We start from the raw sequence: 21,897 nt of genomic DNA, 5'->3' as shown, positions 1-21,897 counted from the left end.
GCACATGAACCCCGATCGTCGGGGCCATGACACATCGATCGATCGCCGTCACCCGGGTGGTCAACTCCTGCGTACTGCTCGAACTGGACGGTCACGCCGTACTCACCGACCCGTGGTTCACCGAACGATGGTGGCTGCGCCGTGGCGAGCCGCTGGGCCTGCGGATCTCCGATCTGCCCCCGCTGACCGCCATCGTGGTCACCAACCTGGCCACCAACCATTGGGATCTACGCGGCCTGCGCATGGTCCCGGACAAGGACTCGACCCCGCTGTACGTGCCCACAGCAGGGATGGCCCGCAGGGCCAGGGCACTGGGGTTCCGGCACGCCGAGCGACTGCGGTGGGGGCAGACCCGAGAGATCGCGCCCGGTCTGTCGATGCACGTGGTGCCCTCCGGGCGGACCCTCGTGTGGCCCAACAACGCCTACGTGTTCGGCACCGCCGCCGCCCGGGTGTTCTTCGGCGGAGAGGCGGGCGGCGTCGCGCCGCTGGAGCGGTACCGAGCCGGGCATCCGCCGGTGGACCTGGCCCTGCTGCCGGTCAACGGCTTGCAGCCGAGGATCGGCCCGCGTCTGGTGATGGATCCCGCCCTGGCCGTGGCAGGGGCGGGCGTGCTCGGCGCGGGCGTCCTGATCCCGGTGCACGACGCCCACGGGCATGATCCGCTCTCAAGGTTGTTCCGCACCAACGGCACCGCTGCTGACGCGGTGGCACTGGCGGGGCCGGAGCTGCGCGTGGTGGATCTGCCGACGGGCAAGCGGTGGGAGCCGGCACACTGAGCGTGATCAGGCTGGTGGGATGATCTCTGTGACGGTTCGCCTCGACAGCGATAGAGCGAGATGGAGCTACTTGTCCATGTCCAGGAACCCGGCCATGACCATCGGCGAGCTGGCGGGGCGGTTCGGGCTGCCCACGAATGTCCTGCGCCACTGGGAGAGCGTCGGCCTGCTCGCCCCGGCCAGGGACGCCGGCGGGCACCGCCGCTACGGCCCGGCCGACCTGCGGCGGGTGGCCGTGATCCAAATGGGCAAGGAGGCGGGGCTCGGCCTGGGCGCCCTCTGCCGGCTCCTGTCCACCCCGGACCCGATGGACCATGCCGACGTGCTCGTCGCCCACCTCGAGACACTGGAACGCCGCATCGCCCACGCCCAGGCGGCCAAGGACCTGATCGAGCACGCCCTGGGATGCCCGCTCAGTTTCGACGAGTGCCCCCACGCCCGCGAGCAGATCGACGCCCGCATCCCGCCCGCTCCGGCGGCACGTCCGCTTCGATGAGGCATCGTGACCCCTGAGGGATGTGGGGTAGCCGCCGCGTACCGGATGGGGTTGTCCGACGAGTGGGCCGGTCAGCCCATCGGGCGGCGGTTCCATTGGGCGATCAGGTCGGTCCGGTCGCCGTATCCCGTCTTCGCGAGGATGCGGGTGAGGTGTTTCTCGACCGTGCTCTCGCTGACGTTCAACCGCCGCGCGATGTGCTCGTCGGCCAGCCCGAGCGCCAGGAGTTCCGCCACGTCGCGCTCACATGAGGTGAGCTCCCACGCGGAGGTCGCTTCGGCGTTCGCGTCGAAGTAGGGGCTCAGCAACGGGCCCAGCGTGGCCGCGATCAGCCGGTCGCCCGGCTCGACGGCGCGACGGGCGCCGTCGAACGGCACCCCCAGTGTGCTGACCGTTCCCGTGACCGGGGACTTGAGGACGATCTTCAGCATGTCGTCGATGCCGTGGCGGCGCAGGAATTTGTCCGCGAAGTCCCGCTCCAGGCCGGTCGCCCGCGGGCGGAGCTGCCCGAGGGTCGCCACGCCGTGGCGGCTCAGGCAGACGACCCCGTCGGGCGAGGCAAAAGGATTGTTCGCGCGCCAGCGCTCGACGTACTCCTCCACGAAGTCCGGCCGGAACATCGTGTGGTACTGCTCGTCGCCGCCCGTCCCCAGCGCCAGGTACGCCGGGTTCTCGGCCACGAACGCGTCGATCCACCCGAGATGGACGGCCAAGGCGTCGGCCAGCACCGGATAGAGCTCTCCCTGCCGCGCCCCGGCCACCTGCTCCAGAACCTTGATGAGCTTTCGGTATTCCAGCTGTTCCACGGATCCGCCATAGCACTCGTTCGTCGCACCGGGCGCAGCCAGTATGGTGGCCGGCGGCGTTTTCGCCATCCCCAGGATTCCGTAATGAGCGGCCGTTCATCGTTTACTTGACCAAGGAAACCGCCTTACAAGCGCGTGATCGTTCATCAGCCAGAGCAGCCGGCGAATGAGCGCGTCCGTCGAACTGCCGCGGCCGGCCTCGCCCCTCCCGCCAAGGCTGTAATGATCTTCTTGGCCGGCCGTTCAGTGAACTCCGAAAGGGCAATGTTAACATTGCGACAATTATCCCATTCAGGAAGGCGACCATACCCATGACCGTTCTCGACTCCCCGATCCCGCGATTCCACCTGGCCATGCCGGTCGACGACCTGGCCGCCGCGCGCCGCTTCTACGGCGAGGTGCTGGGGCTGGAGCAGGGCCGCAGCTCGGACAGCTGGGTGGACTGGAATCTGCACGGCCACCAGTTCGTCACGCACCTGGCGCCGGGCCGTTCGCAGCGCATCCACAACCCTGTGGACGGTCATGACGTGCCGGTGCCGCACTTCGGCCTGATCCTGACGGTTCCGGAGTTCCACAAGCTCGCCGACCGGCTGCGGGCGGCGGGCACCGAGTTCGTCATCGAGCCCTACGTGCGTTTCGAGGGCCAGAGCGGCGAGCAGTGGACGATGTTCCTGCTCGACCCGGCGGGGAACGCGCTGGAGTTCAAGGCGTTCGCCGACGACTCCCAGGTCTTCGCCGTCTGACGGGGCACCGCAACCCGGGCGCCCGGATCGGCCGGGCGCCCTGGAGTCCACCCGCAAGGCGTCGCCAACCTGCATGAACGCCCACATTCTCCTCCCTTTTGATCACTTACGGCGTACTGTCACGAAGATTCTGGTAACAAACATTTCCCGAAATAACCGGTCTACCGTATTGTCATTGACTGGAATTGTTGGAACATATGGTCAGAGTCATCGAGTGAGGTCCAAAGATCGCTTACCGCAAGAAGGTGGCGGCGAGGGGAAAGGGGACAACGCTCATGCATGACCGTGCTGTCCGAAACCTGGCCAAGCTCGATACGACGCAAGCCAGAATCACGCGGATATTCGACGCTGCCGCGGGCGGGAAGAACAACTTCCTGGTGGACAAGGACACGGTGCGCCATTTCGATCAAGTAACCCCTGCCATCACGACCGCCGCCCGCGCCGTTCTGCAGTTTTTGTCCCGGGTGGTCCATCACCTGGCCGCCGTCGAAGGCGTGGACCAATTCATGATCGTGGGAAGCGGAGTCCCCAGCGGCCTCTCCGCGGGGCATCGGTTGCACGACATAGCCCGCCGCGCCTCCGCCAACCCCGATTTACGCGTCGTGTACGTCGAGAACGACCCGATGGTGGTGACCATGGCCCAGGCCACCATCGAGCCCTTCACCGACCTGATCCGCGTGGTGGACGGCGACGTTCGGGAGATCGACGAGATGCTCCAGGATCACGTGGTCCAGACATTCCTCGACTGGGACCGCCCTCTGGCCGTGCTGCTGCTGTCGACGCACAGTCTCGACGACGCCGAATACGCCCACTACGTCGTCAAACAGCTCCGTCACAGCGCCCCCAGAGGCAGCTTCCTCGGCCTGCTGCACACCACGTTCGACGGCGTTCCGCCGGAGTTGCTGCCCGCGGTCCGCGACATGCTCGCCATGACGCTGCCCGGCCTCACGATCCGTTCCCGGGAAGAGGTCAGCGCCCTCCTGGAGGGTCTCGACCTGGTGGAGCCCGGGCTGGTATGGGTCCCGCAATGGCGCCCTCTCGCACGAGACCTGGCCTGCGCCGACCAGCCCAGTTCGTCGGGCAACTACGGCGCCGTGGCCCGCATTCCCTGAACGATCGCCTTCTCGGTAAGGGCTCCATTCCGGACGGCGTCCGAGACACGGAATCGCAACAATCTTTCCTGTAGCGGATTCACAAGAGTGAACGCGGGACATTATCGTGGAATTGGGAGCGCTCCCAACCCCGAGAGATGTGATGCATATGTCCCTCCACCCCGCCCCCTTGTCGGCCACGCCGATTCGCACGGTGGAGTACCTGCTGCCCTCGGTGCCGGCCGGTGTCGGTCAGGCGCGCTCCCTGGTCCGTACGGACCTGGCCGGATGGGGCCTGGGCAACGTGATCGACGATTGTCTGCTCATCGTCAGCGAACTGGTCACCAACGCCGTCCGATACGGCGGTTCGGCGTACGCGCTCCGCTTGGAAGACCACGAGGATCGGCTGTACGGCGAGGTCTTCGATCCGGGCGACGGCGATCCGCGCCCGTGCTCACCCGACGTCGACGCGCTTTCCGGCCGAGGACTGCAGATCGTCGCGGCGATCGCGGACGACTGGGGCGTGAGGGCGGCGAACGGCGGCAAGATCGTCTGGTTCTCCGTCGGCACCACCGCCTGACGAAACACTCGGGCCCGGTCCCCCCTGCCGGGGACCGGGCCCGATCGTGGCATCCGTCGTCAGGCGGGAACGATGTTCTCCGCCTGCGGGCCCTTCTGGCCCTGGACGATGTCGAAGCTCACGTGCTGGCCTTCGCGCAGCTCGCGGTAGCCCTGGGTGGCGATGTTGGAGTAGTGCGCGAAGACGTCGGCGCCGCCGCCGTCCTGCTCGATGAAGCCGAATCCCTTTTCGGCGTTGAACCACTTCACGGTGCCGGTCGCCATGTCGATCTCCTTCGATCGGCGCTGAAGCCCGGAACCCGCACCTCGCGGGTCCCTTATGTCGCCGCAATGACCCATCCGGAAATGACCGGCGAAATAAGAAATGCACCTGAGGCCACACACAGCGTCAGGCGCACACGACATTCATGGGGACCAAAACTGCAACGCTTTCACGCTATCACGCATCGGTCTCATAGGAGGCGCGCGTGAGAACACGCGCCAGCCTGATCGTCGCCTTCGGTGGCGCGTCCCAGGAGCGCGCCGGTCACGAGGCGTACGCTGAACTGACCTGGGGCATTCCGCATGCGGGCAGCCACGCCGGCATCGTCCCAGGCGCGACCGGTCCCGCACGCCGGAGACAGGCGGCACGCCTGATGTCACACCATGATCCGCAACCCGCTCCCATCAGGTACCGACCGGCCCGGGTGCATCTGGAGCCCACCCTCACCCGCGACGGCGCGCTCGACGGCGCCTGGTGGCCCCGCTCCACCGACCTCCGTCGCGAGCTGCCCGCCCTCATCCGCGCGCTCGAATCCGAGCTCGGCCCGATCATGCGCGTGCGGCTCGACCTGTCGGCCTGGGCCGACGTCCCCGCCCACCTGGTGATCGACGGCCGGTTCGTCCGCGTCAGCGGCTTCTCCGGAGCTTCCGACACCATCAGGATCATCCGCGGCAACCAGGACGGCTACCTGCTGCTGGTAATCCCTCCGCACACGTCCGGGCCCACGGCCACGGCCGCGATGCGGACCGCCGCCCGCACGGGCAACACGCTGTCCGCGACCGGGATCCTCATGCGCTGCCGATCGTCCGTGCCCGGCACGGTGATGCGTCCCTACCGGAACACCGACCAGCCGGCCGTGCTGGCGCTGATCGAGGCCGACCGGCTCCCAGGCCAACCGGTGTGCGTGCCCGAAGTGCTCGAAGCGGCCCTGGCGGGAACGTCCGCCCACGATCCGGTCCCCTGGGCCGGACTCGACCGGCCCACCACCCAGGTGCTGGCGGACGAGGACGGCCTCGTGGTGGGCGTGGTCTCGTACACGCTACGCCGGGGGGACGGAGCCGGGCTGCTGCTCTGGTTGCACGGGCGCGAAGTGGTGGCCGTCGTCGAGACCCTGGTGGGCCACACCCTGCGCGCGCTCGGCCGCCAGGAGACCCTGCACGCCTTCATGTCCGCGGTGGGCCTCGGCCTGGCCGCGCTTCCCTCGGAACGCAGACCGGTGACACGCAAGATCCTGGAGCATGCCGGGTTCACCGGCCGTAACTCATGGCGTTACCTGCGCCGCGTCCGACGGGCCCCCGAACCGGCCGGGGCGTGCCCCCTCCTCGATGTGATCTCCAGCACCTCCCCGCCGGGCTGGTGGCTCAAGGCCCGGGAGGACGATCTCGCCGCCGAGGTCGTGGCGCAGGCGCCGGTCGGCGGCACAGGCGTCCTGTGGTGGTTCGGCGCGGACCCGGCCCACACCGACCAGGCGCTGGAACAGGCGATGCTGCGACAGGGCGTCGCCCTCCTGCACGAGCACGGTGCGGCGGAGACGATCCTGTACGCGGACGGCGATCCGGCCTGCCGTCAACCCGCGGGGGCGATGTTCGAGGCCGCCGGCTTCGAGGAGATCGACCATCTCGTCTCCTACGCCCTGCCCGTCACAACCGCGGACGAGCCTTTCCAGTGATCGGCTCACGAGACCCCCACATGGGGAGTGTCCAAAGGTAGTCTGGCGTTACCGCGGACATTTCGTGCGTTGGCATCAGAGTCGGCGTCGCCCACGGCGATACATCACTTTCGGCCCCCATGGGCCTGAACGGGCCGTCCAGCATGGCACGAACGCAGCTCATCAGCATTCTTGACACGTCATCGCCCGACGCCGACGAACCCTCCGTCCCGACCATCGTCCAGCTCACTGGTGAAATCGACATCTTCACCAGCTCCGCGCTGCGCGGCCAGCTCCTGGCCGCGCTCCGCCACAGCTCGGACCTGCTCATCCTCGACCTCTCCGGACTGGTGTTCTGCGACTCCTCCGGGCTGGGAGTCCTGGTGGGCGTCCAGCGTCGTGCCAGGTCGATGGGGATCACGCTCGCTCTCTCCACGCCCAGCCCCTACATGTCCGCCCTCTTACGCAGCACCGGCCTGGACCGCCGTTTCCCGATGGCCTCATGAGCGGTTGAGTGCGGGGAGCTCCCTCAGCGGCGGGGCAAGGGCAGCAGGGCGAGGTCCTCGCTGGTCACCAGGTCGAACCTCAGCGCGAGCGACACCAGCGCGTGGCGCTGCCAGTCGGCCTTGCCCTCGCCGCCCTGCGGGCTCTTGACGTGCAGCTTCTTCTCGGCCAGATAGCCGATGTGGAACCCGATCGCGGTACGGCTCAGCCCCAGGTCGGACAGCCTTTCGATGATCTCGGGGATCGTCGGGATGCGTGACGTGGCCGGGTCGCGCAGGCGGGGCTCGCACAGCGCCACCAGGATGCGGAAGTATTTGGCGTTCCGGTCGAGAGGATAGGCGACCTGCGTGGCGGCGCCCCCGTCCGCGGTGTTCGGCGGCACGTGCACGTGCTGCGGCGCGAACACCAGGAAGGACACCGTGCCATCGACCGCCGGCAGGCTCACCCGGGAGAACTCGAACGGGATCGGCGCCCCCATGCGCCCCGGCGGCACCTTCACGAACTCCCCGCCGCCCTCCGGGTTCTCCACGACGTACGTCTTCGACGTGTTGAGGTTGGAGAGCAGCCAATAGTCCCCCACCGCCACGACCTTGCCGGCCCGGCGGGAGACCGCGGGATCGTCCAGCACGAGGTCCACAGGCGAGTTGGGAGCACCGCGCCCGAAGAGCGCCTGCTCTCCGGGCGCGAGCTCCAGCGAGTACGGCCGGTCGTCGGTCGGCGTCGCGGCCATCTGGATCAAGATGGTGCTGTGCATCGGCGGGACCCTACTCGCGTTCCGGTGACGGCGTCCAGGTCATTCGGGAAGCGGCTTCCCACCTGGTCGCGGGCACTCCCGCAGGCCCCCGTCGGGCTGGTTGTTCCCGCCCCCGCGGAAGTAGACCTCGTTGACGAACCCCCATTTGTCGTTGTCCGCCATGGTCAAGGCCCACCAGAAGTTCTGGTAGTCACCCAGCGCGTAAGGGCCGCCGGGCTTCTCGCACACGTACCAGTCCGTCCCCGCCGGGTTGATGTAGCCGATGGGCGTGCCCTTCGCGGGCGACGCGTAGACCGGGATGCGCCCGCTCGGCGACCAGTCGGGACAGTTCTGGACCAGGCGGCCGTTGTGCTGGTGCGGCCGGCCGCATGGCTGGGCGTCCCCCGCGGTGGCCTGCGCGGCCGGTGCGGCGGCACCCAAGATCCCCAGCGCGAACGCCGTGGCGATCGCGGTCCGTCGGATCCTCATGTGTCTCCCTCCCCCTTGCCGGTGTCGCTGCGTCGATCGTGCGGGACGGAGGGCGGGTTCCGTAACCTGGTAGCTGCCAGGGCACGTGGACGGATCCGGGGTCGTCGGTCATGATGAGCTGAATGACGGCTCCGACCCACGCAGGTCGCTACCGGATCGAGCAGCTCATCGGCGTCGGGGGGTTCGCCTCCGTCCACCTGGCCCAAGACGACGAGTTGCGCTCGCCGGTGGCGGTCAAGATCCTCGCGGACAACTGGGCCCGCCGGCGCGACGTGCGCGAACGTTTCCTCCAGGAGGCGCGGCTGCTGCGCAGGGCCGACTCCCATCTGCTCGTGCAGGTCTTCGACATCGGCGAGCTGGACGACGGCCGCCCGTACTTCGTGATGACGTACGCCGACCGCGGCACCCTGGAGGAGCGCCTGGCCGGCGGGCCGCTCGCGGTGGACGAGACGCTGCGGCTGATGAGCGACATCTGCCAGGGCCTGGCCGTGCTGCACAGCATCGGGGTGGTCCACCGCGATCTCAAGCCGTCCAACGTGCTGTTCTGCTCGCGGCCCGAGGGCGGCGAGCGGGTCATGGTGGCCGATCTCGGCATCGCCAGGTCCACCGACCACTTGAGCGGGCTGACACTGCCCGCGGGCTCGCCCGGCTACCAGGCTCCCGAGCAGCTCTACTTCGACGGGGCGCCGGACGCGCGCGCCGACGTGCACGGCCTGGGCGCGCTGACGTACCACATGCTCACCGGCCGGGTGCCCGCCAAGCCGGAGCAGCGGGTGCCGCCGAGCGCGCTGCGCCCCGGAGTGCCGGAGGCGGTCGACGCCGCGGTGATGCGCGCGCTGGACCCCGACAGGGAGGTCCGCTGGTCCGATGCCGCCGCGTACGCCGCGGCCCTGTCGTCGCCGACCGTAGCCCTGCCGGAGGACCCGCCCGAGGCGCCGCAGGAAGAGCGGCCGCGCCGGCCGGGGCGGCGGATGGCACTGGCCGGCGGCACGGCGGTGGTCGTCGCGGCCGCGGCCGCCGTCACCGCCATGGCCGTCACCGCTTCGCAGCGGCCCGATCCGCCCGCTCCGGGGACGACGTCGAGCCCGCCTCACACGGGCACCGCGACCAGCGGCTGGCTGCGCGCGGACTCCGGCATCCCTGACGAGTACCGCGAGCTGATCGTGCGGGCCGGCACCTCCTGCAAGGAGCCCGGCCTGAGCCCCGCCCTGATCGCGGCCATGCTGAAGGTGGAGTCGGGCTACGATCCCGGCCTTTCCGATCCGGAGAGCGACGAGTACGGCATCGCCAGGTGGACGCCCAGGGTGCTGTGGCACTGGCAGCCGGGCGGCCTGCAGAGCCCGAAGCCCGAGCCGCCGTTCAGCGCGGAGTTGTCGATCCTCTCCATGGGGCGGTTCATGTGCGCGCTGGGTCCCAAGGTCAGGGACCTGCCCGGGGATCCCGCGCTGAAGCTCGCCGCCCTCTATCGCAGCGGCGTCGACCCGCTGAAGCGGGCGAACGGCATCCCGGAGCAGTGGCGCGACTACACCGGCAAGGTCTCCCGCTACATGCGCGACTACCAGCCGGCCTGAGGCCGCATGTGGGTCGCCGCCCGGTTCATCCGCGTCGCGGGCGGATCAGGCGGATCTCACCCGCTACGCCGCCGGGCCGCCCGGGCGCCCGTGATGATCGCCGCTCCGATGCCGACTCCCAGCAGCGCCGCCACGCCCGCCTGCCACGGAATGCCGCCGCCGTAGTCGGCGGTGGCCTGGAACGCGGCCGCGGGTCTGGCGGCCGGAGGTCCGGCGGCCCCGGCGGCGGAGGAGCTGAAGATCACGTCTGAGCAGGAGTAGTAGGTGTCCGGAGTGTCGGAGTTCTGCCAGATCGTATAGATCAGGTGGCGGCCGGTCCTGCCGGCGGGCAGGCGGCCCTTGAGGGCGTACGAGCCGTTGGCCAGCTTCGGGTCGGTGACCTGGAGAAACGGCTTGCGCTCCAGGTCGGACCACTTCAGCGGCTTCGACGGGTTGTAACCCTTCTTGGTGATGTACAGCCGGAATGTGCCCTGGTGCGGGATGGTGCCGCGGTACTTGAAGGTGAAGCGTGCCCCGGACTTCAGCTTGGTGGCGGGCCAGTCGGTGCGGGGCAGGTCGAGGCCCCTGAAGGCCGCGATGCCGCCGCTGCACAGCTTGCCGTCGGGGATGACCGCGCGATCCCTCCCCGCGACGTTCGCCACCCTGAGGTTGTCCCAGTCGCCCGGCAGAGCCGAGCCCTTCACCGCCGCGGCCGCGCGGCAGGCCGCCGACTTGGCCGCCGCCGTGCTCGTCGCGCCGCAGGCCGCGGCCCGGCTGAGCGGGCTCTCCAGCGCGCCGTGCGCGCCCGCCGGCTCGGCGACCAGCGCCATCGACAACAACAGCCCGACGCCTGCGCTCGTGATCCGGTGCCGCACGTGGCCGACCTCCCAGCTTGGTTCCACCGTGAGGTACGGCCACGCGCCCGGGTGGGTTCAGATCGTGCACGTCTCCTGGCGCGGGACCGGCATGCGGTACGGACCGGTCATGGCGCCTCCAGATCGGCGAGGGGAAGCCGGGCGAGGACGATCCCCCGCCGCTGCCAGGTGTAGGTGACGAGGAGATGATCGGCGGTGACGACGGCGGAGGGATAGCTGTACTCCGCGACGCCGCTGGTGACGACCCCCGCGTCGCCCGGTGCGAACCCGGACGCGACACCTTGGTGGCGCAGCCGGGGCACGGACGGGTCGACGGGCGTCACGCCGTCGTCCACGGTGGGCCCCGGGTGCCAGGTCAGCCCGTCGTCGTCCGACAGCGAGACGACGAGCGGGCAACGGCTGCCCCACGATTCGGCGGCCGGGTTGTGCACGCAGGCCACCCGCCCCGACGGCAGCGCGACCGCGGCGAGGCCGCTGTTGTTGTTCGGCAGGCTGGTGGGCTCGGCCGGGGACCAGGTGAGGCCGCCGTCGTCCGACACTGACCGGTACGCCCGGCCTTCGGTGCTGCGCATCAGCGCGACCGGGCCGGCCGCTGCCCACCACAGCACGGGCTGGATGTGTCCCGCGCCGGTCAGCGCGTCGTGGTCGACCGGGATCGGGGCTCGGGTCCAGGTTTGTCCTGCGTCGTCGGAGACGTCGACGTACGGGTCCCAGCGCGGTGGCTCGCCCCACCGCTCCGTCGAGCCGGGCGCCAGCCAGCGCCGGCCACCGGGGGTGAGCAGGGGCGGGTTCTTGACCGGCCCGCGGCCGCCGGAACGGTCGCCGGGGACGAGCTCGCGTACCGGCTCCCACGTGCCGCCGCCGTCGTACGACCGGGTGACCAGCGTGATCCATTCGGAGATGCGCGCACCTGCCTTGCAGAACAGCCACAGGGCGCCGTCCGGCCCGACGGCCAGCACCGGGTTCCAGTGGGCGACGTCCCTGCCGGTGTCCAGGGTGCTCGTCCGGCCGCCGCGGGCGATGCGGACGCGGTTGTCGGGCGTGCCCTCCCTGGTCCCGGCGAACCACGCGACGACGGGAGCGCCGTCCACCACCGCGAGCGTGGACGCGTGGCACTGTCTCCACCGGGGATCGTCCACGGTCAGGAACTCCCGGCGGATCCCCACGCTCGCCGGGCCGGGCGGCATGTCGGAGCTGTTCCGGTTCGCCGGGGTACGGGGGTCGTGGGGGCCGCTCCGGCTCATCGGGGTGCGCGGGACGCCAGGGCCGTCTCGGCCAGCCGCGCGATGTGCTGCCGCGTGTCCGGGCCGATCTCGGGCGCGGGCATGCGGAGCGCACCGGTGCCTCGGCCCAGGTGGCGCAGCGCCAGCTTGATGCCCTCAACGGTGCCGCCCAGCGCGGCCAGCACCTCGTCGACCCGCGCCTGCGCGGACCGTTCCGCGTTCGTGTCCCCGCCGGCCACGGCATCGGCGAGCAGCGCGAACGGCTCAGGGAACGCCGCCGACAACCCGGAGACGACGCCGTGCCCGCCCAGGCTGACAACCTCGGCGAGCCTGGTGTCGGCCCCCGACCACAACCGGGCCCCGGCCGGAAGCGCCGCGCGATATTCGCCGAACCGATCGGCCGCCAGGCCGCTCAGCTTCGCCCCGGCCAGCCCCGTCTCGGCGGCGATCACGGCGAAGTCGCCAGGCTCGACCACCACCCCGGAACGCTCGCTGAACAGGTAGCCGTAGACCGACGCCGGGCCCGCCGCCGTCGTCACCGCGGCGAAGTGCCGCAGGACGGCGCCGGTGTCGGCGGGCAGGTAGTACGGGGTCAGCGTGGCCAGCCTGCGGGCGCCCAGCGCCACGGCGTCACGGGTCAGCGCCACCGCCTCCCGCGTGGCCGCCGCTCCGACGTGCACCACGACCCGGTCGGGCCCGAACACGGCCAGCGCCGCCTCGGCCAGCGCGTGTCGCTCGGCGCGGTCCAGCGCGGGGAACTCGCCGGTGGTGCCGCAGACGAAGACGCCGTCGACGCGGCTCGCGAGATCCGTGAAGTGCGCCTTGGTGGTGGCGTGGTCGAGATCGCCCGCCGCGTCGAAGAAGGTCGGGACGGCGGCGAGGATCTCAGCGCGGCTGGTTTCTGGCATGGCGAAACCTCGGTTCGTCGTGGGTGACTGGGCGGACGGCGGCTCGGGTCAGAAGGCGGGCTGCGGGCGGGGCCGCTCGCTCAGCGTCGCGCGGATCCGGCTGCAGGAGCCGTCGAGGTGCTCGGCGAGCGCGACCAGCGCGGCATCGACGTCGCCCGAGCGTACGACGTCGCTCAGGTGCGCGTGATCGTCGGCGACGGGCACCAGGTCACGATCGGTGTTGGTGATCTCCAGCACGGTCGCGAACAGCGGCCGGTGCAGCGCCCAGGTGGCGGTGAGCCACCGGTTGTCACCGATCGTGTAGAACGCGCTGTGGAAGTCGAGGTCGGCGGCGGCGAACTTGGCGGCGTCGGGCGCGGCGGCCGCGGCGCGCATCTGCTCGATCGCCTCGTCGACCGGCGTCCAGTCGGCGGCGTCGAGCCGCGCGATGGCCTCACGGATGGCCAGGCCCTCCAGGGCGCCGCGCAGCGAGTAGAGCTCCACGAGATCGTCGTCGGACAACCCGCGGACGAAGACGCCTCGCCTGCGGGTCTCGACCAGCCCTTCGATCTCCAGCTGGCGCAACGCGTCGCGGACCGGCCCGCGGCTCACCCCGAAGCGCTCCGCGATCCTGCCCTCGACCAGATGCGTGCCGACGTTCAGCTCGCCGCGCACGATGAGCGAGCGGAGCTGGGCGAGCAACTGGTCTCCGAGCGGGGGGTTACGCAACGGATTGGTGATCGTCACCAGCTCTCCTCTCGTGTACGCCGCCCGCGCAGAGCCTATCCCGCTCCACGGTAGACGGTCAACGTAAACCGATGACCGTTGACGGTTAACCGTTTTCCAAGTCATAGTGTGCGGCAACCGAGTTCCTGCGGAAACGCACGTGCCGCCGGCAGAAAGGGAGCCGCCATGGTCGCGACCCTTCCGAAGACAGACCTCCGCTACACCTGGAAGGTCACGGCCTCCAGCTTCCTCGGCAACACGCTCGAGTACTACGACTTCCTCGTCTATGGGACGGCGGCCGCCGTCGTCTTCCCCAAGGTCTTCTTCCCCGACGCCGGCGGCTTCGTCGCCACGCTGTCCGCCTTCGGCACGTTCGCCGTCGGCTTCCTGGCCAGGCCGCTGGGCGGGCTCTTCTTCGGCAACCGCGGCGACCGGCACGGCCGCAAGTCCACACTGATGGTCACCCTGGTGGTGATGGGCCTCAGCACCATCCTCATCGGGCTGCTGCCGGGGTACGCGGCGATCGGGATCTGGGCGCCGATCCTGCTGGTGGCGTTGCGGCTGGTGCAGGGGTTCGCGGTCGGCGGCGAGTGGGGCGGCTCGATGATCATCGTGCTGGAGTCCGCGCCGCCGAACCGCCGCGGCTTCTTCAGCGCCTGGCCCAACACCGGCGGGTTCTCCGCGCAGATCCTCATCACGGCGGTCTTCGCCTACGTCTACACGCTGTCGGAGGAGCAGCTGCTGAGCTGGGGATGGCGGATCCCGTTCCTGTTGTCGGCCGTCGTCCTGGTGGTGACGTACTGGATGCGGCGGAGCCTGCACGAGACGCCCGTCTTCACCAAGGCCGTCGCGCCGGCCGAGCAGGAGAAGGGCGCCGAGCCGGATCGGCCCGCACGCGGGCCGATCCGGACGATCTTCGTGGACGACTGGCGGAACCTGCTGCTGATCATCGGACTGCGGTTCGCGGAATCGGTGCCGTACTTCCTGCTCACGGTGTTCGCGCTGTCGTACGGCGCCAGCGCGCTCGGTCTGGAGAAGAGCCAGCTCAACAACGCGATCCTCATCGCCGCCGTGCTCTCCTTCGTCAGCCACGGGGTCTTCGCGGCGATCTCCGACCGGATCGGGCGGCGGCCGGTGTACCTCTTCGGCGCGGTCGTGGTCTTCGTGATGGCGTTCCCGTTCTTCGCCCTGCTGCACAGCGGGTCGTTCGCGCTGATCGTGCTCGGGTACGTGCTGGTGCTCAACCTCGGGCACAACGCCATCAACGCCATCCAGCCGGCGTTCTTCGCCGAGTTGTTCCCCGCCGACCGCCGCTACACCGGCGCCGCGGCCGGGCGGGAGATCGCCTCGGTCTTCGCGGGCGGGCTGACCCCGTTCGTGGCCACGGCGCTGGCCGGGGAGGACGGGACGCGGTGGCCGCTGGTGGCCGGTTACGTCATGATCGGTGCGCTGATCACGATGTTCGCGGTGTACAAGGCGCCGGAGCCCTTCCGCCGCGACCTCACCGCCACGGGCAAGACGGTCCGATGAACGATCGTGCGTGCACGGTCAGGCATCGTGCACGCACTGCGGCGACGAGACCGGCGGGGGCTGAGCCTTGCCGATCCGGGCATCGGATGGGGCATGAGTGGGAGCCTGCCGGGCAGAAGCGCCCGGAGGGGGAGAAAGAGATGAGCAAGCAGAGATCTCGCCCGCACGTCGAGCGAGGAGACAGTGAAGAAAGGACCGGCACCCCGCTGACCGCCGCGGAGGAGGAGTCGTCGAGGCGGCCGGCCGGCGTCACGCCGGGTGTCTCTCCCGGCTTCGTGGGGAGCGAGGAACCCGTCGCCTACTACCTGGACGAGCGCGACGCGGCCTTCAACCGGCTCAAGGAGCTCAACCCCGACGACTTCGAGTAGCGGGGCCGTTCAGGCGGCGTCGCGGTGGGTGTGATCGCGAGGCGGTACGGCGAGGTCGGCGCCGCGCGGATGGGGATAGGGGTCGTTCCCCTGCAGGCCGGCGGTCTGGATGGCGCGGCTGATGTCGCTCGGCGTGAGAAGCCCTACGAGGCGGCCGGAGGTGTCGAGCACCACGGCGCGTCCGTCGGCGCAGCCGTCCATCCGCGCCAGCAGGCCGGTCAGCGGCTCGTCCGGAACGGCTCGCGGCACGTCGTCGGGCGGGCAGGCGATGTCGCGCAGCCTGGTCGCGTCCCGTGCCGCTGGGGCCACCTGCCGGATGCGGTTGAGCGTCACCAGGCCGACGAAGCTCTCGTCCTCGTCCACCAGCGGGTACGTGGACAGCCGCCGGCTCATCACCAGCCGGTCGATCAGCCCGGCCACCGTCTCGTCCGGATGGGCGACGACGGGCGGCCCCGACATCACGTCCCCGACGCGGACGCCGTGGAGCGTGGCGCCGAGCTGTGCCTGCTGCTCCTCGGCGCTGGCGGCGTTCACCAGGAACAGGCCGATCAGGGCCAGCCACAGCCCCTGGAAGCCGAGTCCGGTGACGACCTGGGCGAAGCCCAGCGCGATGAGCACGTACCCGAACACCCGGCCTGCGCGGGCGGCGGTGACGGCCGCGCGCACCCGGTCGCCCCAGCGGGCCCAGAGCGCGGCGCGCAACACCCGGCCGCCGTCCAGGGGCGAGGCCGGAATCAGGTTGAACACGGCCAGGAGCACGTTGACCCCGGCCAGGTACGCGAACATCCCGGCCGCCAGCGGCGCGCCGGAGACGAGCAGCGCCAGGGCGCCGAACACCACCCCGCATGCCAGGCTGGCCACGGGCCCCACGACGGCGATCCGCAGGTCCGCGCCCGGTGTCCGGGGTTCGCTGCGCAGCTCCGCCACCCCGCCGAGCAGCCAGAGCGTGATCTGCGGCACCTCGATGCCGTGCCGCCTGGCCACCAGGGCGTGCGCGAGTTCGTGGGCCAGCAGCGAGGCCAGGAACAGGACGGCCGAGGCCATCCCGGCCAGCACGTACGCCGTCACGGAGTAGCCGGGGAAGACGATCGGGAACCGCCCGAACGCCAGCCCCACCACCAGGATCAGCACGATGAACAGCACGCTGACGTTGAGCCCGACGACGACCCCGCCGATGCGGCCCAGACGGAACGATGAACGCATCTGCCCTTTTCCTTCGCAATCAGCGCCGACGAAATCCGGCTACCCGGGTGAGGGTCCGGAAACCTCCCGTTTCGCGAAGGTAGGCGCGGGTACGGTGCGATGCTCATGAGGGTCAAGGACAAGGTCATCGTGGTCACGGGTGCGTCCAGCGGGATCGGCAGGGCGACCGCGCGGGCCTTCGCCGCCAGGGGCGCCGCCGTGGTGCTGGCCGCCCGGCGGGAGGAGGCGCTGGCCCAGGCCAGGCGCGAATGCGAGGCCGTGGGCGGCGCGGCATTGGACGTCCCGACCGACGTGACCGACGACCAGGCCGTCAAGGAGCTGGCGCGGCGGGCGGTCGATCGGTTCGGGCGGATCGACGCGTGGGTCAACTGCGCGGCGGTGAGCGCGTTCGGGCCGTTCTCGGAGGTGCCGCTGGAGGACGTCCGGCGGGTGCTGGAGGTCAACGTCATGGGGTATGTGCACGGCGCCCGGGCGGCGCTGCCGTACCTCCGCGATCAGGGGCGGGGCGTGCTGGTGAACGTGTCATCGGTGGCGGGCGTGGTGGCGCAGCCGTACACGTCCGCGTACTGCATGACGAAGGCCGCCATCCGGTCGCTCGGCGCGAGCCTGCGTCAGGAGCTGCACCTGGAGGGCTGCCGCGGCGTCAAGGTGTGCACGGTGCTGCCGGGCACCATCGACACGCCGATCTTCCAGCACGCCGCGAACCACTCCGGCCGCGAGGTGCGGGCCATGCCGCCGGTGTACGCGCCCGAGCGGGTCGCCCGGACGATCGTCGACGTCGTCCGGTGGCCGCGCAGGGAGGTCGTGACCGGTCCCACCGCCCGCAACCTGGCGCTGCAGTCCAAGATGACCCCCGGGCTGACCGAGCGCCTGATGGCCGTGCAGGTGGACCGCACGCACCTGTCCAGGACCCATCCCGCCCCGGCGGCCTCCGGCAACCTGTACGAGCCCGCCACCGGTCCCGGCTCCGTGGACGGCGGCTGGCACGGCGCCCGCAAGACGCTGGTACGGCGTGCCCTGACGGCCGCGGCGCTGGCCGGGGCCGTGGTCTACGTACGACGGCGGGCGCTCCGTTGAGCGGCACGCCGTGGGAGAAGGGAGCAGCCATGCGCCGCCGCCTGCGTGCCGCGCGGTCCCAGGTCGACTTCGATTCCTCCGTCAACATGGTGCGCGCGCTGGGCCGCTTCCTGCGGGGCAAGGATCATCGGGCGATGTCGGTGGGTCCCGGCTCCCGTACGCTGGCGGCCCTGGCCACGGCGCCGCCGGCGCCGGTGCGGCGGCTGACGTACCGGGCCATGGGACTGATCCAGGGGTTACCGCTGCACAGAGCGCGGCAAGTCAGCCGGGAGGACCTCGACCACTGGGTCGTCCAGCAGTACAAGGGCGGCCCGTACCCCGCCGTCGTCGTGGGCGCGGCCAGCGGCGCGGCCTTCCACCTGGCCGCCGCGCTGGGGGCGCCCTTCCTGCCGCAGACCACGCTGGTCTCGGTCAGGAACCTCGCCACGCACCCCGACGACCCGGTCAGCGCCATGCACGCGCTCGCCCCGACCGCCCGCCTGATCGCCGCGAACAACCCGGACCTGTCCGTCTACCACATGCACGACCCGGCGCAGGACCGGCCGATGCTGGAGGCGATGGCGTACATGCGGCTCAAACGGCTGCGGCTGGGTCCGACCTACACGCGGTTCCTGGCGGAACGGCTGGCCGGCGGCGGCACGGTCATCCTGCTCGACTGCACCCGGACCTGGCGCTCGACCTCGACCGGCGAACGGTCCTGCTTCCAGTTCGGCTGCCTGGGCGGGCTGACGGAGGAGCAGTACTTCGACGGCGACGACAGCGTCGCACGCTACCTGGAGAGGGAGGGCTCGCCCCGCCGCCGTTGGGACCCGCCGGAGCCCGACGACAAGCGGGCCGAGGCCGAGTGGGGCCTGGACGCCGCCATCGTCCCCGACCTGGAGGAGCTGGTCGGACGGCACGGCCACCGGCTGCGCAGGCTGTCCTTCGCCGAGCCGCAGGACCTCAGCCCCTTCGTCGCCGACCTGCACCGCTGGTGGTACCGCCGCCGCGACCTGCCCGCGGACCGGCTGGTGATCGAGTCGTACGTGCAGGCGGACCCGCACTGGATGCTGCGCACGGGCTCGGTGCCGTTCTGGCTCCGGTTCAACATGGGCAACGACCGAGAGGAGCTGGAACATTACCTGGGGACCGCCGAACCGTACCGGTCGATCCACCTCAACCTCTTCTCCCAGGGCCTCTGGTCCCCCGGCGTCGTGCCGATCCCGGAGTGGCTGGAGCTGATCAACCAGTACGCCACCCAGCACGCGGAGATCATCGGCGTCGACACCCGTGCCTACCCGTCCGACACGGGCAGCTCGCTGCGCTACCAGCCCGCCTACCGCGCGCTCCCCGCCCGCCACCCCATGCCCCCGCCCCTCTCCCCGGACACCGTCGACGACTTCCTCGCCCAGGCGGGGACGGAGTACGCCCTCACCTGGCGCTGACCGGCGGCCCATCCGGAGACAGGGGGCGCTGCATGAGCGTGGTGTCGATCCAGCGGCCGTGTTTGCAGCCCACGTCGACGAGCCGGCCCGCCTCGGTGAAGCCGAAGCGGCGGTGCAGCGCTATGGAGCGGTCGTCGCCGGCGTCGGCGATGACCGCGATCATCCGGTGCAGGCCGGCCGCGATCGACCTCGCCACCAGCTCGCCCAGCAGCGCGCCGCCCAGTCCCCGGCCGGTGTGGCCTGGAGCCAGGTAGATCGTGTCCTCGACGGTGTGCCGGTAGGCGGGCTTGGGGCGCCAGGGACCGGCGTAGGCGTATCCCGCCACCTCGCCGGTCAGGTCGGCGACGAGGAAGGGCGGGCCGCGGCCGGTCAGATCGTCCAGCCTCCGGTGCCAGTCGTCGACGGTCGGCGGGGTCTCCTCGAAGGTGATCACGGTGTTGGTGACGTAGTGGGCGTTGATCTCGGCCACGGCCTTGAGGTCCGCGGGCACGGCCGGCCGGATGACGGCTTGGGGGGACACCACGGAGATCACCTTTTCTCTATAGTGAAATTTGATGCCATTATAGCGTAGAGAACCGCGCTATCCAGCGGCGCTGCCACGGGGTTTCGACGGCACGCGGGTGATGGTGCTCCCGCGTCCAGGTGACCGCCGCCGCCGGGTCCAGTCCGGTCAGCACCGCGAGGCAGGCGATGACGGTGCCGGTACGGCCGACGCCGCCGCCACAGGCCACCTCGACCGCCTCCCCCGCCACCGCCCGCTCGTGCAGCGCGCGAATGCGCCGGGCGGCCAGATCGTGATCGCGGGGCAGGAGGAAGTCGGGCCACTCGATCCACTCGCGCGGCCAGGGCAATGCCGCGTCGTGGCGACGGCGCAGCCGGCTCGACCCCAGGTAGAGGCCGAAGCCGGGCACCGGCCCCGCCGGAAGGGGCCGGCGCAGGCCGCGGCCGCGCACCCAGGAGCCGTCCGGCAGCTCGATCGCCCCCACGAGCGACACGTCGCTCATCGGGTCACGCTCCCCGCTCGCTGCCGGGCGCGGTGGACGGCGACGTTGACACGATTGCCGCACACGTCCGGCATGCAGTACGCCCGGCGGCCCGCCCGGCTGGTGTCGACGAAGACGCCGCGGCAGCCGGGTGCCGCACAGGGCCGGAACCGGCCGTGGCCCAGCGCCCGGATGGCGCCGAGGAGCCCGATGCCGATGAGCGCGGCCAGCTCGGCGACGAGGGACGCCCCCGGCGCGGTCGGGACGTGCCAATGCCAGCCGCCGTCGGCCTCGCGGCGCAGCACCGGCGCCTGACCGGCGTGGCCGGCCAGGATCGTCGCGCCGGCGACGGCCTGCTCCTCGGTCTCCGTTTCCAGAATGGCGCGGACCTCCCGGCGCAGCAGGTGCACCTGGCGCAGCGCGTCCTCGTCCGGCCGGGCGTCCAGCCGGACGCCGTGCTCGGACAGGAAGGCCGCCAGCGCGTCAGGATCGGGAAGGGCCTCCCCCGCGGCGGCCCGTACGGTGGGCGAGGTGTTGACCAGGTCGGTCGCCACGGCCGCCCCGACCACGTAGTCGGTGATGGAGATGTTCACGCCCGGAGTGTAACCGATATAGAGCGCCTATAACCCTTACATCGGTTCAGCGTACGATGATGGCCTGGTGAACCTCGAAGCCCTGGGCAAGCACATTCAGGAGCTCCGCCACGACCGGGCCATGACGCTTCAGCAGCTGGCCGACGCGGCCGACGTGAGCGTCAGCATGCTGTCCTCGGTCGAGCGCGGGCACAAGGCACCCACGATCGTCGTGCTGGCCCGCATCGCCGACGGCCTCGGCCTGCCGGTCGCCGAGCTGGTGGCGCAGCCCGAGGACCGCCGCGTCGTCGTCCGCCGCTCCGTCGAGCAGGAGCACATCGACGAGCCCGGCGGCTGGCGCCGGACGATCCTCACGCCGGTGGTGCCCGGGGTGAACTTCGAGTGGATCCGCACCACGCTGCCGCCGGAGTGCGACGCGGGCCGGTTCCCCGCGTACGCGGCCGGCTCCCACGAGTACGTCGCCGTCGAGTCGGGAACCCTCCGGCTCACCCTCGGCGACCGGGTCATCGACCTGGCCGCGGGCGACTCGGTCTATTTCGCGGCCGATGTCGAGCACGCCTACGCCAACCCGGGCGCGGTCCCGTGCACGTACTACGTCGCCGCGCTCATCATGCGCCCCCGCAGGGCGCAGCCGCCACTTTGACAATCACCTGCACGCCGCGCACCGAGGCCGGTAAGAAATAGGCCCGGACATCTTCTGCAGCAGGCAGGTGCCCGGATATTGTGCGGTAAAGGCAAGCCACGCCTGTGTCCATGTCTTCCTTGAATTCGTCGCTCGAATTCCGATCGGTGGGCATCACATGCTGGATCTGACGTTCGCCACCCAGAGGCTGCCGGGCGTGAGTGTCATCTCCGTGGCAGGGGAGATCGACACCGCCGGGGCGGGCCGACTCGATCGCCACATCCAGCAGAGCCGTCGAACACCCGGCGAGCACCTGGTGATCGATCTCAGCGAGGCCGGGTTCCTGGGCAGCGCGGGCCTTCGCGTCCTGCTCAACACCCACGCCTTCGCCCGCCAGTACGGCGGCGCCCTGCATCTGGCCGCGCCCCACCCCAAGATCGCGCGATTCATGGAAATCACCCACGCGAATACCGTCCTGCACGTGCACGACACGGTCGAAGAGGCCGTGATCGCCGCGCTCCGGCAATCCCACGCGCTGGAGAAAACGCTCACCCAGGCCTGATTCGGAATGCCGGAAATTGTGGCTACGGGCGCCCGGTAATTCGAGCTCCCCGCGCCTCTCCCCGTCAGGAAAAGATCCCACGATCTAGCGGCCGTCCCGCCTTCGCGAGACAGACTGATCGGGAGAAGGTAGAGACACGAGGCG

At 70.6% G+C, this 21,897-nt stretch carries 26 protein-coding genes; 14 read left to right on the top strand and 12 right to left on the bottom strand.

The features are described from left to right. Positions 1 to 26 precede the first annotated feature (26 nt). Together ACIBX3_RS29090 and ACIBX3_RS29085 are read left to right on the top strand one after the other, a co-directional pair. Entirely contained in the window at positions 27 to 779 is a 753-nt protein-coding gene (locus ACIBX3_RS29090) for an MBL fold metallo-hydrolase (protein ID WP_397122377.1), read from the top strand. A 76-nt stretch (positions 780 to 855) separates the two neighbouring features. Continuing rightward, positions 856 to 1,275 carry a MerR family transcriptional regulator gene (locus ACIBX3_RS29085; protein ID WP_397122375.1) on the top strand — a complete coding sequence of 140 codons (420 nt, stop codon included), beginning with the start codon at positions 856 to 858 and terminating at the stop codon, positions 1,273 to 1,275. Positions 1,276 to 1,346: 71 nt separating this feature from the next. On the opposite strand, the gene ACIBX3_RS29080 is transcribed toward ACIBX3_RS29085, so the two are convergent. Further along, a complete protein-coding gene (locus ACIBX3_RS29080; protein ID WP_397122373.1) occupies positions 1,347 to 2,081 on the bottom strand; it encodes a response regulator transcription factor in 735 nt (244 codons plus the stop codon). Between the two features lie 311 nt (positions 2,082 to 2,392). Here ACIBX3_RS29080 and ACIBX3_RS29075 point away from each other — a divergent pair, with 311 nt between their 5' ends. The 3 genes from ACIBX3_RS29075 to ACIBX3_RS29065 all read left to right on the top strand — a co-directional run bounded on the left by ACIBX3_RS29075 (position 2,393) and on the right by ACIBX3_RS29065 (position 4,495). After that, positions 2,393 to 2,824, top strand: coding sequence for a VOC family protein (locus ACIBX3_RS29075; protein ID WP_397122371.1), 432 nt, complete (start codon positions 2,393 to 2,395; stop codon positions 2,822 to 2,824). 275 nt (positions 2,825 to 3,099) lie between these two features. Then, a complete protein-coding gene (locus ACIBX3_RS29070; protein WP_397122369.1) occupies positions 3,100 to 3,936 on the top strand; it encodes an SAM-dependent methyltransferase in 837 nt (278 codons plus the stop codon). A gap of 148 nt (positions 3,937 to 4,084) precedes the next feature. Next, the gene (locus tag ACIBX3_RS29065; RefSeq protein ID WP_397122367.1) at positions 4,085 to 4,495 is read left to right on the top strand and encodes an ATP-binding protein; all 411 of its coding nucleotides are present in this window, start codon (positions 4,085 to 4,087) and stop codon (positions 4,493 to 4,495) included. Between the two features lie 59 nt (positions 4,496 to 4,554). Here ACIBX3_RS29065 and ACIBX3_RS29060 read toward each other — a convergent pair whose 3' ends face one another. Continuing rightward, positions 4,555 to 4,758 carry a cold-shock protein gene (locus tag ACIBX3_RS29060; RefSeq protein WP_397122366.1) on the bottom strand — a complete coding sequence of 68 codons (204 nt, stop codon included), beginning with the start codon at positions 4,756 to 4,758 and terminating at the stop codon, positions 4,555 to 4,557. 203 nt (positions 4,759 to 4,961) lie between these two features. Here ACIBX3_RS29060 and ACIBX3_RS29055 point away from each other — a divergent pair, with 203 nt between their 5' ends. Then, positions 4,962 to 6,425 (top strand): DUF5994 family protein, encoded by a 1,464-nt coding sequence (locus ACIBX3_RS29055; RefSeq protein ID WP_397122364.1) that lies wholly within the window; start codon positions 4,962 to 4,964, stop codon positions 6,423 to 6,425. A 143-nt stretch (positions 6,426 to 6,568) separates the two neighbouring features. Next, on the top strand, positions 6,569 to 6,910 hold the full coding sequence (locus tag ACIBX3_RS29050; protein ID WP_397122362.1) for an STAS domain-containing protein: 342 nt from the start codon (positions 6,569 to 6,571) through the stop codon (positions 6,908 to 6,910). Positions 6,911 to 6,933: 23 nt separating this feature from the next. Here the strand turns inward: ACIBX3_RS29050 and ACIBX3_RS29045 are convergent, their stop codons facing one another. Together ACIBX3_RS29045 and ACIBX3_RS29040 are read right to left on the bottom strand one after the other, a co-directional pair. Further along, positions 6,934 to 7,662, bottom strand: coding sequence for a winged helix-turn-helix domain-containing protein (locus ACIBX3_RS29045; protein ID WP_397122360.1), 729 nt, complete (start codon positions 7,660 to 7,662; stop codon positions 6,934 to 6,936). A 39-nt stretch (positions 7,663 to 7,701) separates the two neighbouring features. Continuing rightward, entirely contained in the window at positions 7,702 to 8,130 is a 429-nt protein-coding gene (locus ACIBX3_RS29040) for a hypothetical protein (protein WP_397122358.1), read from the bottom strand. A gap of 122 nt (positions 8,131 to 8,252) precedes the next feature. On the opposite strand from ACIBX3_RS29040, the gene ACIBX3_RS29035 reads away from it, so the two are divergent. Continuing rightward, the gene (locus ACIBX3_RS29035) at positions 8,253 to 9,701 is read left to right on the top strand and encodes a serine/threonine-protein kinase (RefSeq protein WP_397122356.1); all 1,449 of its coding nucleotides are present in this window, start codon (positions 8,253 to 8,255) and stop codon (positions 9,699 to 9,701) included. Positions 9,702 to 9,757: 56 nt separating this feature from the next. Here ACIBX3_RS29035 and ACIBX3_RS29030 read toward each other — a convergent pair whose 3' ends face one another. The 4 genes from ACIBX3_RS29030 to ACIBX3_RS29015 form a co-directional block, all read right to left on the bottom strand. Continuing rightward, the gene (locus tag ACIBX3_RS29030; protein ID WP_397122354.1) at positions 9,758 to 10,555 is read right to left on the bottom strand and encodes a lytic polysaccharide monooxygenase; all 798 of its coding nucleotides are present in this window, start codon (positions 10,553 to 10,555) and stop codon (positions 9,758 to 9,760) included. Positions 10,556 to 10,662: 107 nt separating this feature from the next. Then, positions 10,663 to 11,799 (bottom strand): exo-alpha-sialidase, encoded by a 1,137-nt coding sequence (locus ACIBX3_RS29025; protein WP_397122352.1) that lies wholly within the window; start codon positions 11,797 to 11,799, stop codon positions 10,663 to 10,665. Further along, a complete protein-coding gene (locus ACIBX3_RS29020; protein WP_397122350.1) occupies positions 11,796 to 12,686 on the bottom strand; it encodes a dihydrodipicolinate synthase family protein in 891 nt (296 codons plus the stop codon). Before ACIBX3_RS29020 ends, ACIBX3_RS29025 begins: the two co-directional genes overlap by 4 nt. A 48-nt stretch (positions 12,687 to 12,734) precedes the next feature. Next, positions 12,735 to 13,412: a GntR family transcriptional regulator gene (locus ACIBX3_RS29015; protein ID WP_397122348.1), complete on the bottom strand. Its 678-nt coding sequence runs from the start codon at positions 13,410 to 13,412 to the stop codon at positions 12,735 to 12,737. A gap of 165 nt (positions 13,413 to 13,577) precedes the next feature. On the opposite strand from ACIBX3_RS29015, the gene ACIBX3_RS29010 reads away from it, so the two are divergent. Both ACIBX3_RS29010 and ACIBX3_RS29005 read left to right on the top strand, forming a co-directional pair. Further along, on the top strand, positions 13,578 to 14,921 hold the full coding sequence (locus tag ACIBX3_RS29010) for an MFS transporter (RefSeq protein WP_397122346.1): 1,344 nt from the start codon (positions 13,578 to 13,580) through the stop codon (positions 14,919 to 14,921). 140 nt (positions 14,922 to 15,061) lie between these two features. Next, positions 15,062 to 15,289 carry a hypothetical protein gene (locus ACIBX3_RS29005; RefSeq protein ID WP_397122344.1) on the top strand — a complete coding sequence of 76 codons (228 nt, stop codon included), beginning with the start codon at positions 15,062 to 15,064 and terminating at the stop codon, positions 15,287 to 15,289. A gap of 9 nt (positions 15,290 to 15,298) precedes the next feature. Here ACIBX3_RS29005 and ACIBX3_RS29000 read toward each other — a convergent pair whose 3' ends face one another. Beyond that, complete coding sequence (locus ACIBX3_RS29000; RefSeq protein ID WP_397122342.1) at positions 15,299 to 16,492, bottom strand: site-2 protease family protein; 1,194 nt, start codon at positions 16,490 to 16,492, stop codon at positions 15,299 to 15,301. 105 nt (positions 16,493 to 16,597) lie between these two features. On the opposite strand from ACIBX3_RS29000, the gene ACIBX3_RS28995 reads away from it, so the two are divergent. Together ACIBX3_RS28995 and ACIBX3_RS28990 are read left to right on the top strand one after the other, a co-directional pair. After that, positions 16,598 to 17,569 carry an SDR family oxidoreductase gene (locus ACIBX3_RS28995; RefSeq protein WP_397122340.1) on the top strand — a complete coding sequence of 324 codons (972 nt, stop codon included), beginning with the start codon at positions 16,598 to 16,600 and terminating at the stop codon, positions 17,567 to 17,569. Between the two features lie 29 nt (positions 17,570 to 17,598). Then, positions 17,599 to 18,993 carry a hypothetical protein gene (locus tag ACIBX3_RS28990; protein ID WP_397122338.1) on the top strand — a complete coding sequence of 465 codons (1,395 nt, stop codon included), beginning with the start codon at positions 17,599 to 17,601 and terminating at the stop codon, positions 18,991 to 18,993. Here ACIBX3_RS28990 and ACIBX3_RS28985 read toward each other — a convergent pair. Genes ACIBX3_RS28985 through ACIBX3_RS28975 form a run of 3 tightly spaced genes read right to left on the bottom strand, consistent with a single transcriptional unit; the run spans position 18,980 to position 20,569 of the window. Beyond that, positions 18,980 to 19,516, bottom strand: coding sequence for a GNAT family N-acetyltransferase (locus tag ACIBX3_RS28985; protein WP_397122336.1), 537 nt, complete (start codon positions 19,514 to 19,516; stop codon positions 18,980 to 18,982). The genes ACIBX3_RS28990 and ACIBX3_RS28985 overlap by 14 nt on opposite strands. A gap of 37 nt (positions 19,517 to 19,553) precedes the next feature. Further along, positions 19,554 to 19,997, bottom strand: a complete 444-nt coding sequence (locus ACIBX3_RS28980) for a protein-tyrosine phosphatase family protein (RefSeq protein WP_397122334.1) — start codon at positions 19,995 to 19,997, stop codon at positions 19,554 to 19,556. After that, positions 19,994 to 20,569, bottom strand: a complete 576-nt coding sequence (locus ACIBX3_RS28975) for a CGNR zinc finger domain-containing protein (protein ID WP_397122332.1) — start codon at positions 20,567 to 20,569, stop codon at positions 19,994 to 19,996. Before ACIBX3_RS28975 ends, ACIBX3_RS28980 begins: the two co-directional genes overlap by 4 nt. Positions 20,570 to 20,636: 67 nt before the next feature. On the opposite strand from ACIBX3_RS28975, the gene ACIBX3_RS28970 reads away from it, so the two are divergent. Both ACIBX3_RS28970 and ACIBX3_RS28965 read left to right on the top strand, forming a co-directional pair. Continuing rightward, a complete protein-coding gene (locus ACIBX3_RS28970) occupies positions 20,637 to 21,212 on the top strand; it encodes a helix-turn-helix domain-containing protein (protein ID WP_397122330.1) in 576 nt (191 codons plus the stop codon). Between the two features lie 157 nt (positions 21,213 to 21,369). Beyond that, complete coding sequence (locus ACIBX3_RS28965; protein WP_397122328.1) at positions 21,370 to 21,753, top strand: STAS domain-containing protein; 384 nt, start codon at positions 21,370 to 21,372, stop codon at positions 21,751 to 21,753. Positions 21,754 to 21,897: the final 144 nt, after the last annotated feature.

The sequence above is a fragment of the Nonomuraea sp. NPDC049480 genome (assembly GCF_044465905.1).
GTDB lineage: Bacteria > Actinomycetota > Actinomycetes > Streptosporangiales > Streptosporangiaceae > Nonomuraea.
This window is presented reverse-complemented; position numbering and strand designations above follow the sequence as displayed.

Excerpts from the sequence above, each read along its gene's own strand:
- ACIBX3_RS29090 (WP_397122377.1), top strand. The coding sequence starts at position 27 with ATGACACATCGATCGATCGCCGTCACCCGGGTGGTCAACTCCTGCGTA.
- ACIBX3_RS29085 (WP_397122375.1), top strand. The coding sequence starts at position 856 with ATGTCCAGGAACCCGGCCATGACCATCGGCGAGCTGGCGGGGCGGTTC.
- ACIBX3_RS29075 (WP_397122371.1), top strand. The coding sequence starts at position 2,393 with ATGACCGTTCTCGACTCCCCGATCCCGCGATTCCACCTGGCCATGCCG.
- ACIBX3_RS29070 (WP_397122369.1), top strand. The coding sequence starts at position 3,100 with ATGCATGACCGTGCTGTCCGAAACCTGGCCAAGCTCGATACGACGCAA.
- ACIBX3_RS29065 (WP_397122367.1), top strand. The coding sequence starts at position 4,085 with ATGTCCCTCCACCCCGCCCCCTTGTCGGCCACGCCGATTCGCACGGTG.
- ACIBX3_RS29060 (WP_397122366.1), bottom strand. The coding sequence starts at position 4,758 with ATGGCGACCGGCACCGTGAAGTGGTTCAACGCCGAAAAGGGATTCGGC.
- ACIBX3_RS29050 (WP_397122362.1), top strand. The coding sequence starts at position 6,569 with ATGGCACGAACGCAGCTCATCAGCATTCTTGACACGTCATCGCCCGAC.
- ACIBX3_RS29045 (WP_397122360.1), bottom strand. The coding sequence starts at position 7,662 with ATGCACAGCACCATCTTGATCCAGATGGCCGCGACGCCGACCGACGAC.
- ACIBX3_RS29040 (WP_397122358.1), bottom strand. The coding sequence starts at position 8,130 with ATGAGGATCCGACGGACCGCGATCGCCACGGCGTTCGCGCTGGGGATC.
- ACIBX3_RS29035 (WP_397122356.1), top strand. The coding sequence starts at position 8,253 with ATGACGGCTCCGACCCACGCAGGTCGCTACCGGATCGAGCAGCTCATC.
- ACIBX3_RS29025 (WP_397122352.1), bottom strand. The coding sequence starts at position 11,799 with ATGAGCCGGAGCGGCCCCCACGACCCCCGTACCCCGGCGAACCGGAAC.
- ACIBX3_RS29020 (WP_397122350.1), bottom strand. The coding sequence starts at position 12,686 with ATGCCAGAAACCAGCCGCGCTGAGATCCTCGCCGCCGTCCCGACCTTC.
- ACIBX3_RS29010 (WP_397122346.1), top strand. The coding sequence starts at position 13,578 with ATGGTCGCGACCCTTCCGAAGACAGACCTCCGCTACACCTGGAAGGTC.
- ACIBX3_RS29005 (WP_397122344.1), top strand. The coding sequence starts at position 15,062 with ATGAGCAAGCAGAGATCTCGCCCGCACGTCGAGCGAGGAGACAGTGAA.
- ACIBX3_RS29000 (WP_397122342.1), bottom strand. The coding sequence starts at position 16,492 with ATGCGTTCATCGTTCCGTCTGGGCCGCATCGGCGGGGTCGTCGTCGGG.
- ACIBX3_RS28995 (WP_397122340.1), top strand. The coding sequence starts at position 16,598 with ATGAGGGTCAAGGACAAGGTCATCGTGGTCACGGGTGCGTCCAGCGGG.
- ACIBX3_RS28990 (WP_397122338.1), top strand. The coding sequence starts at position 17,599 with ATGCGCCGCCGCCTGCGTGCCGCGCGGTCCCAGGTCGACTTCGATTCC.
- ACIBX3_RS28980 (WP_397122334.1), bottom strand. The coding sequence starts at position 19,997 with ATGAGCGACGTGTCGCTCGTGGGGGCGATCGAGCTGCCGGACGGCTCC.
- ACIBX3_RS28965 (WP_397122328.1), top strand. The coding sequence starts at position 21,370 with ATGCTGGATCTGACGTTCGCCACCCAGAGGCTGCCGGGCGTGAGTGTC.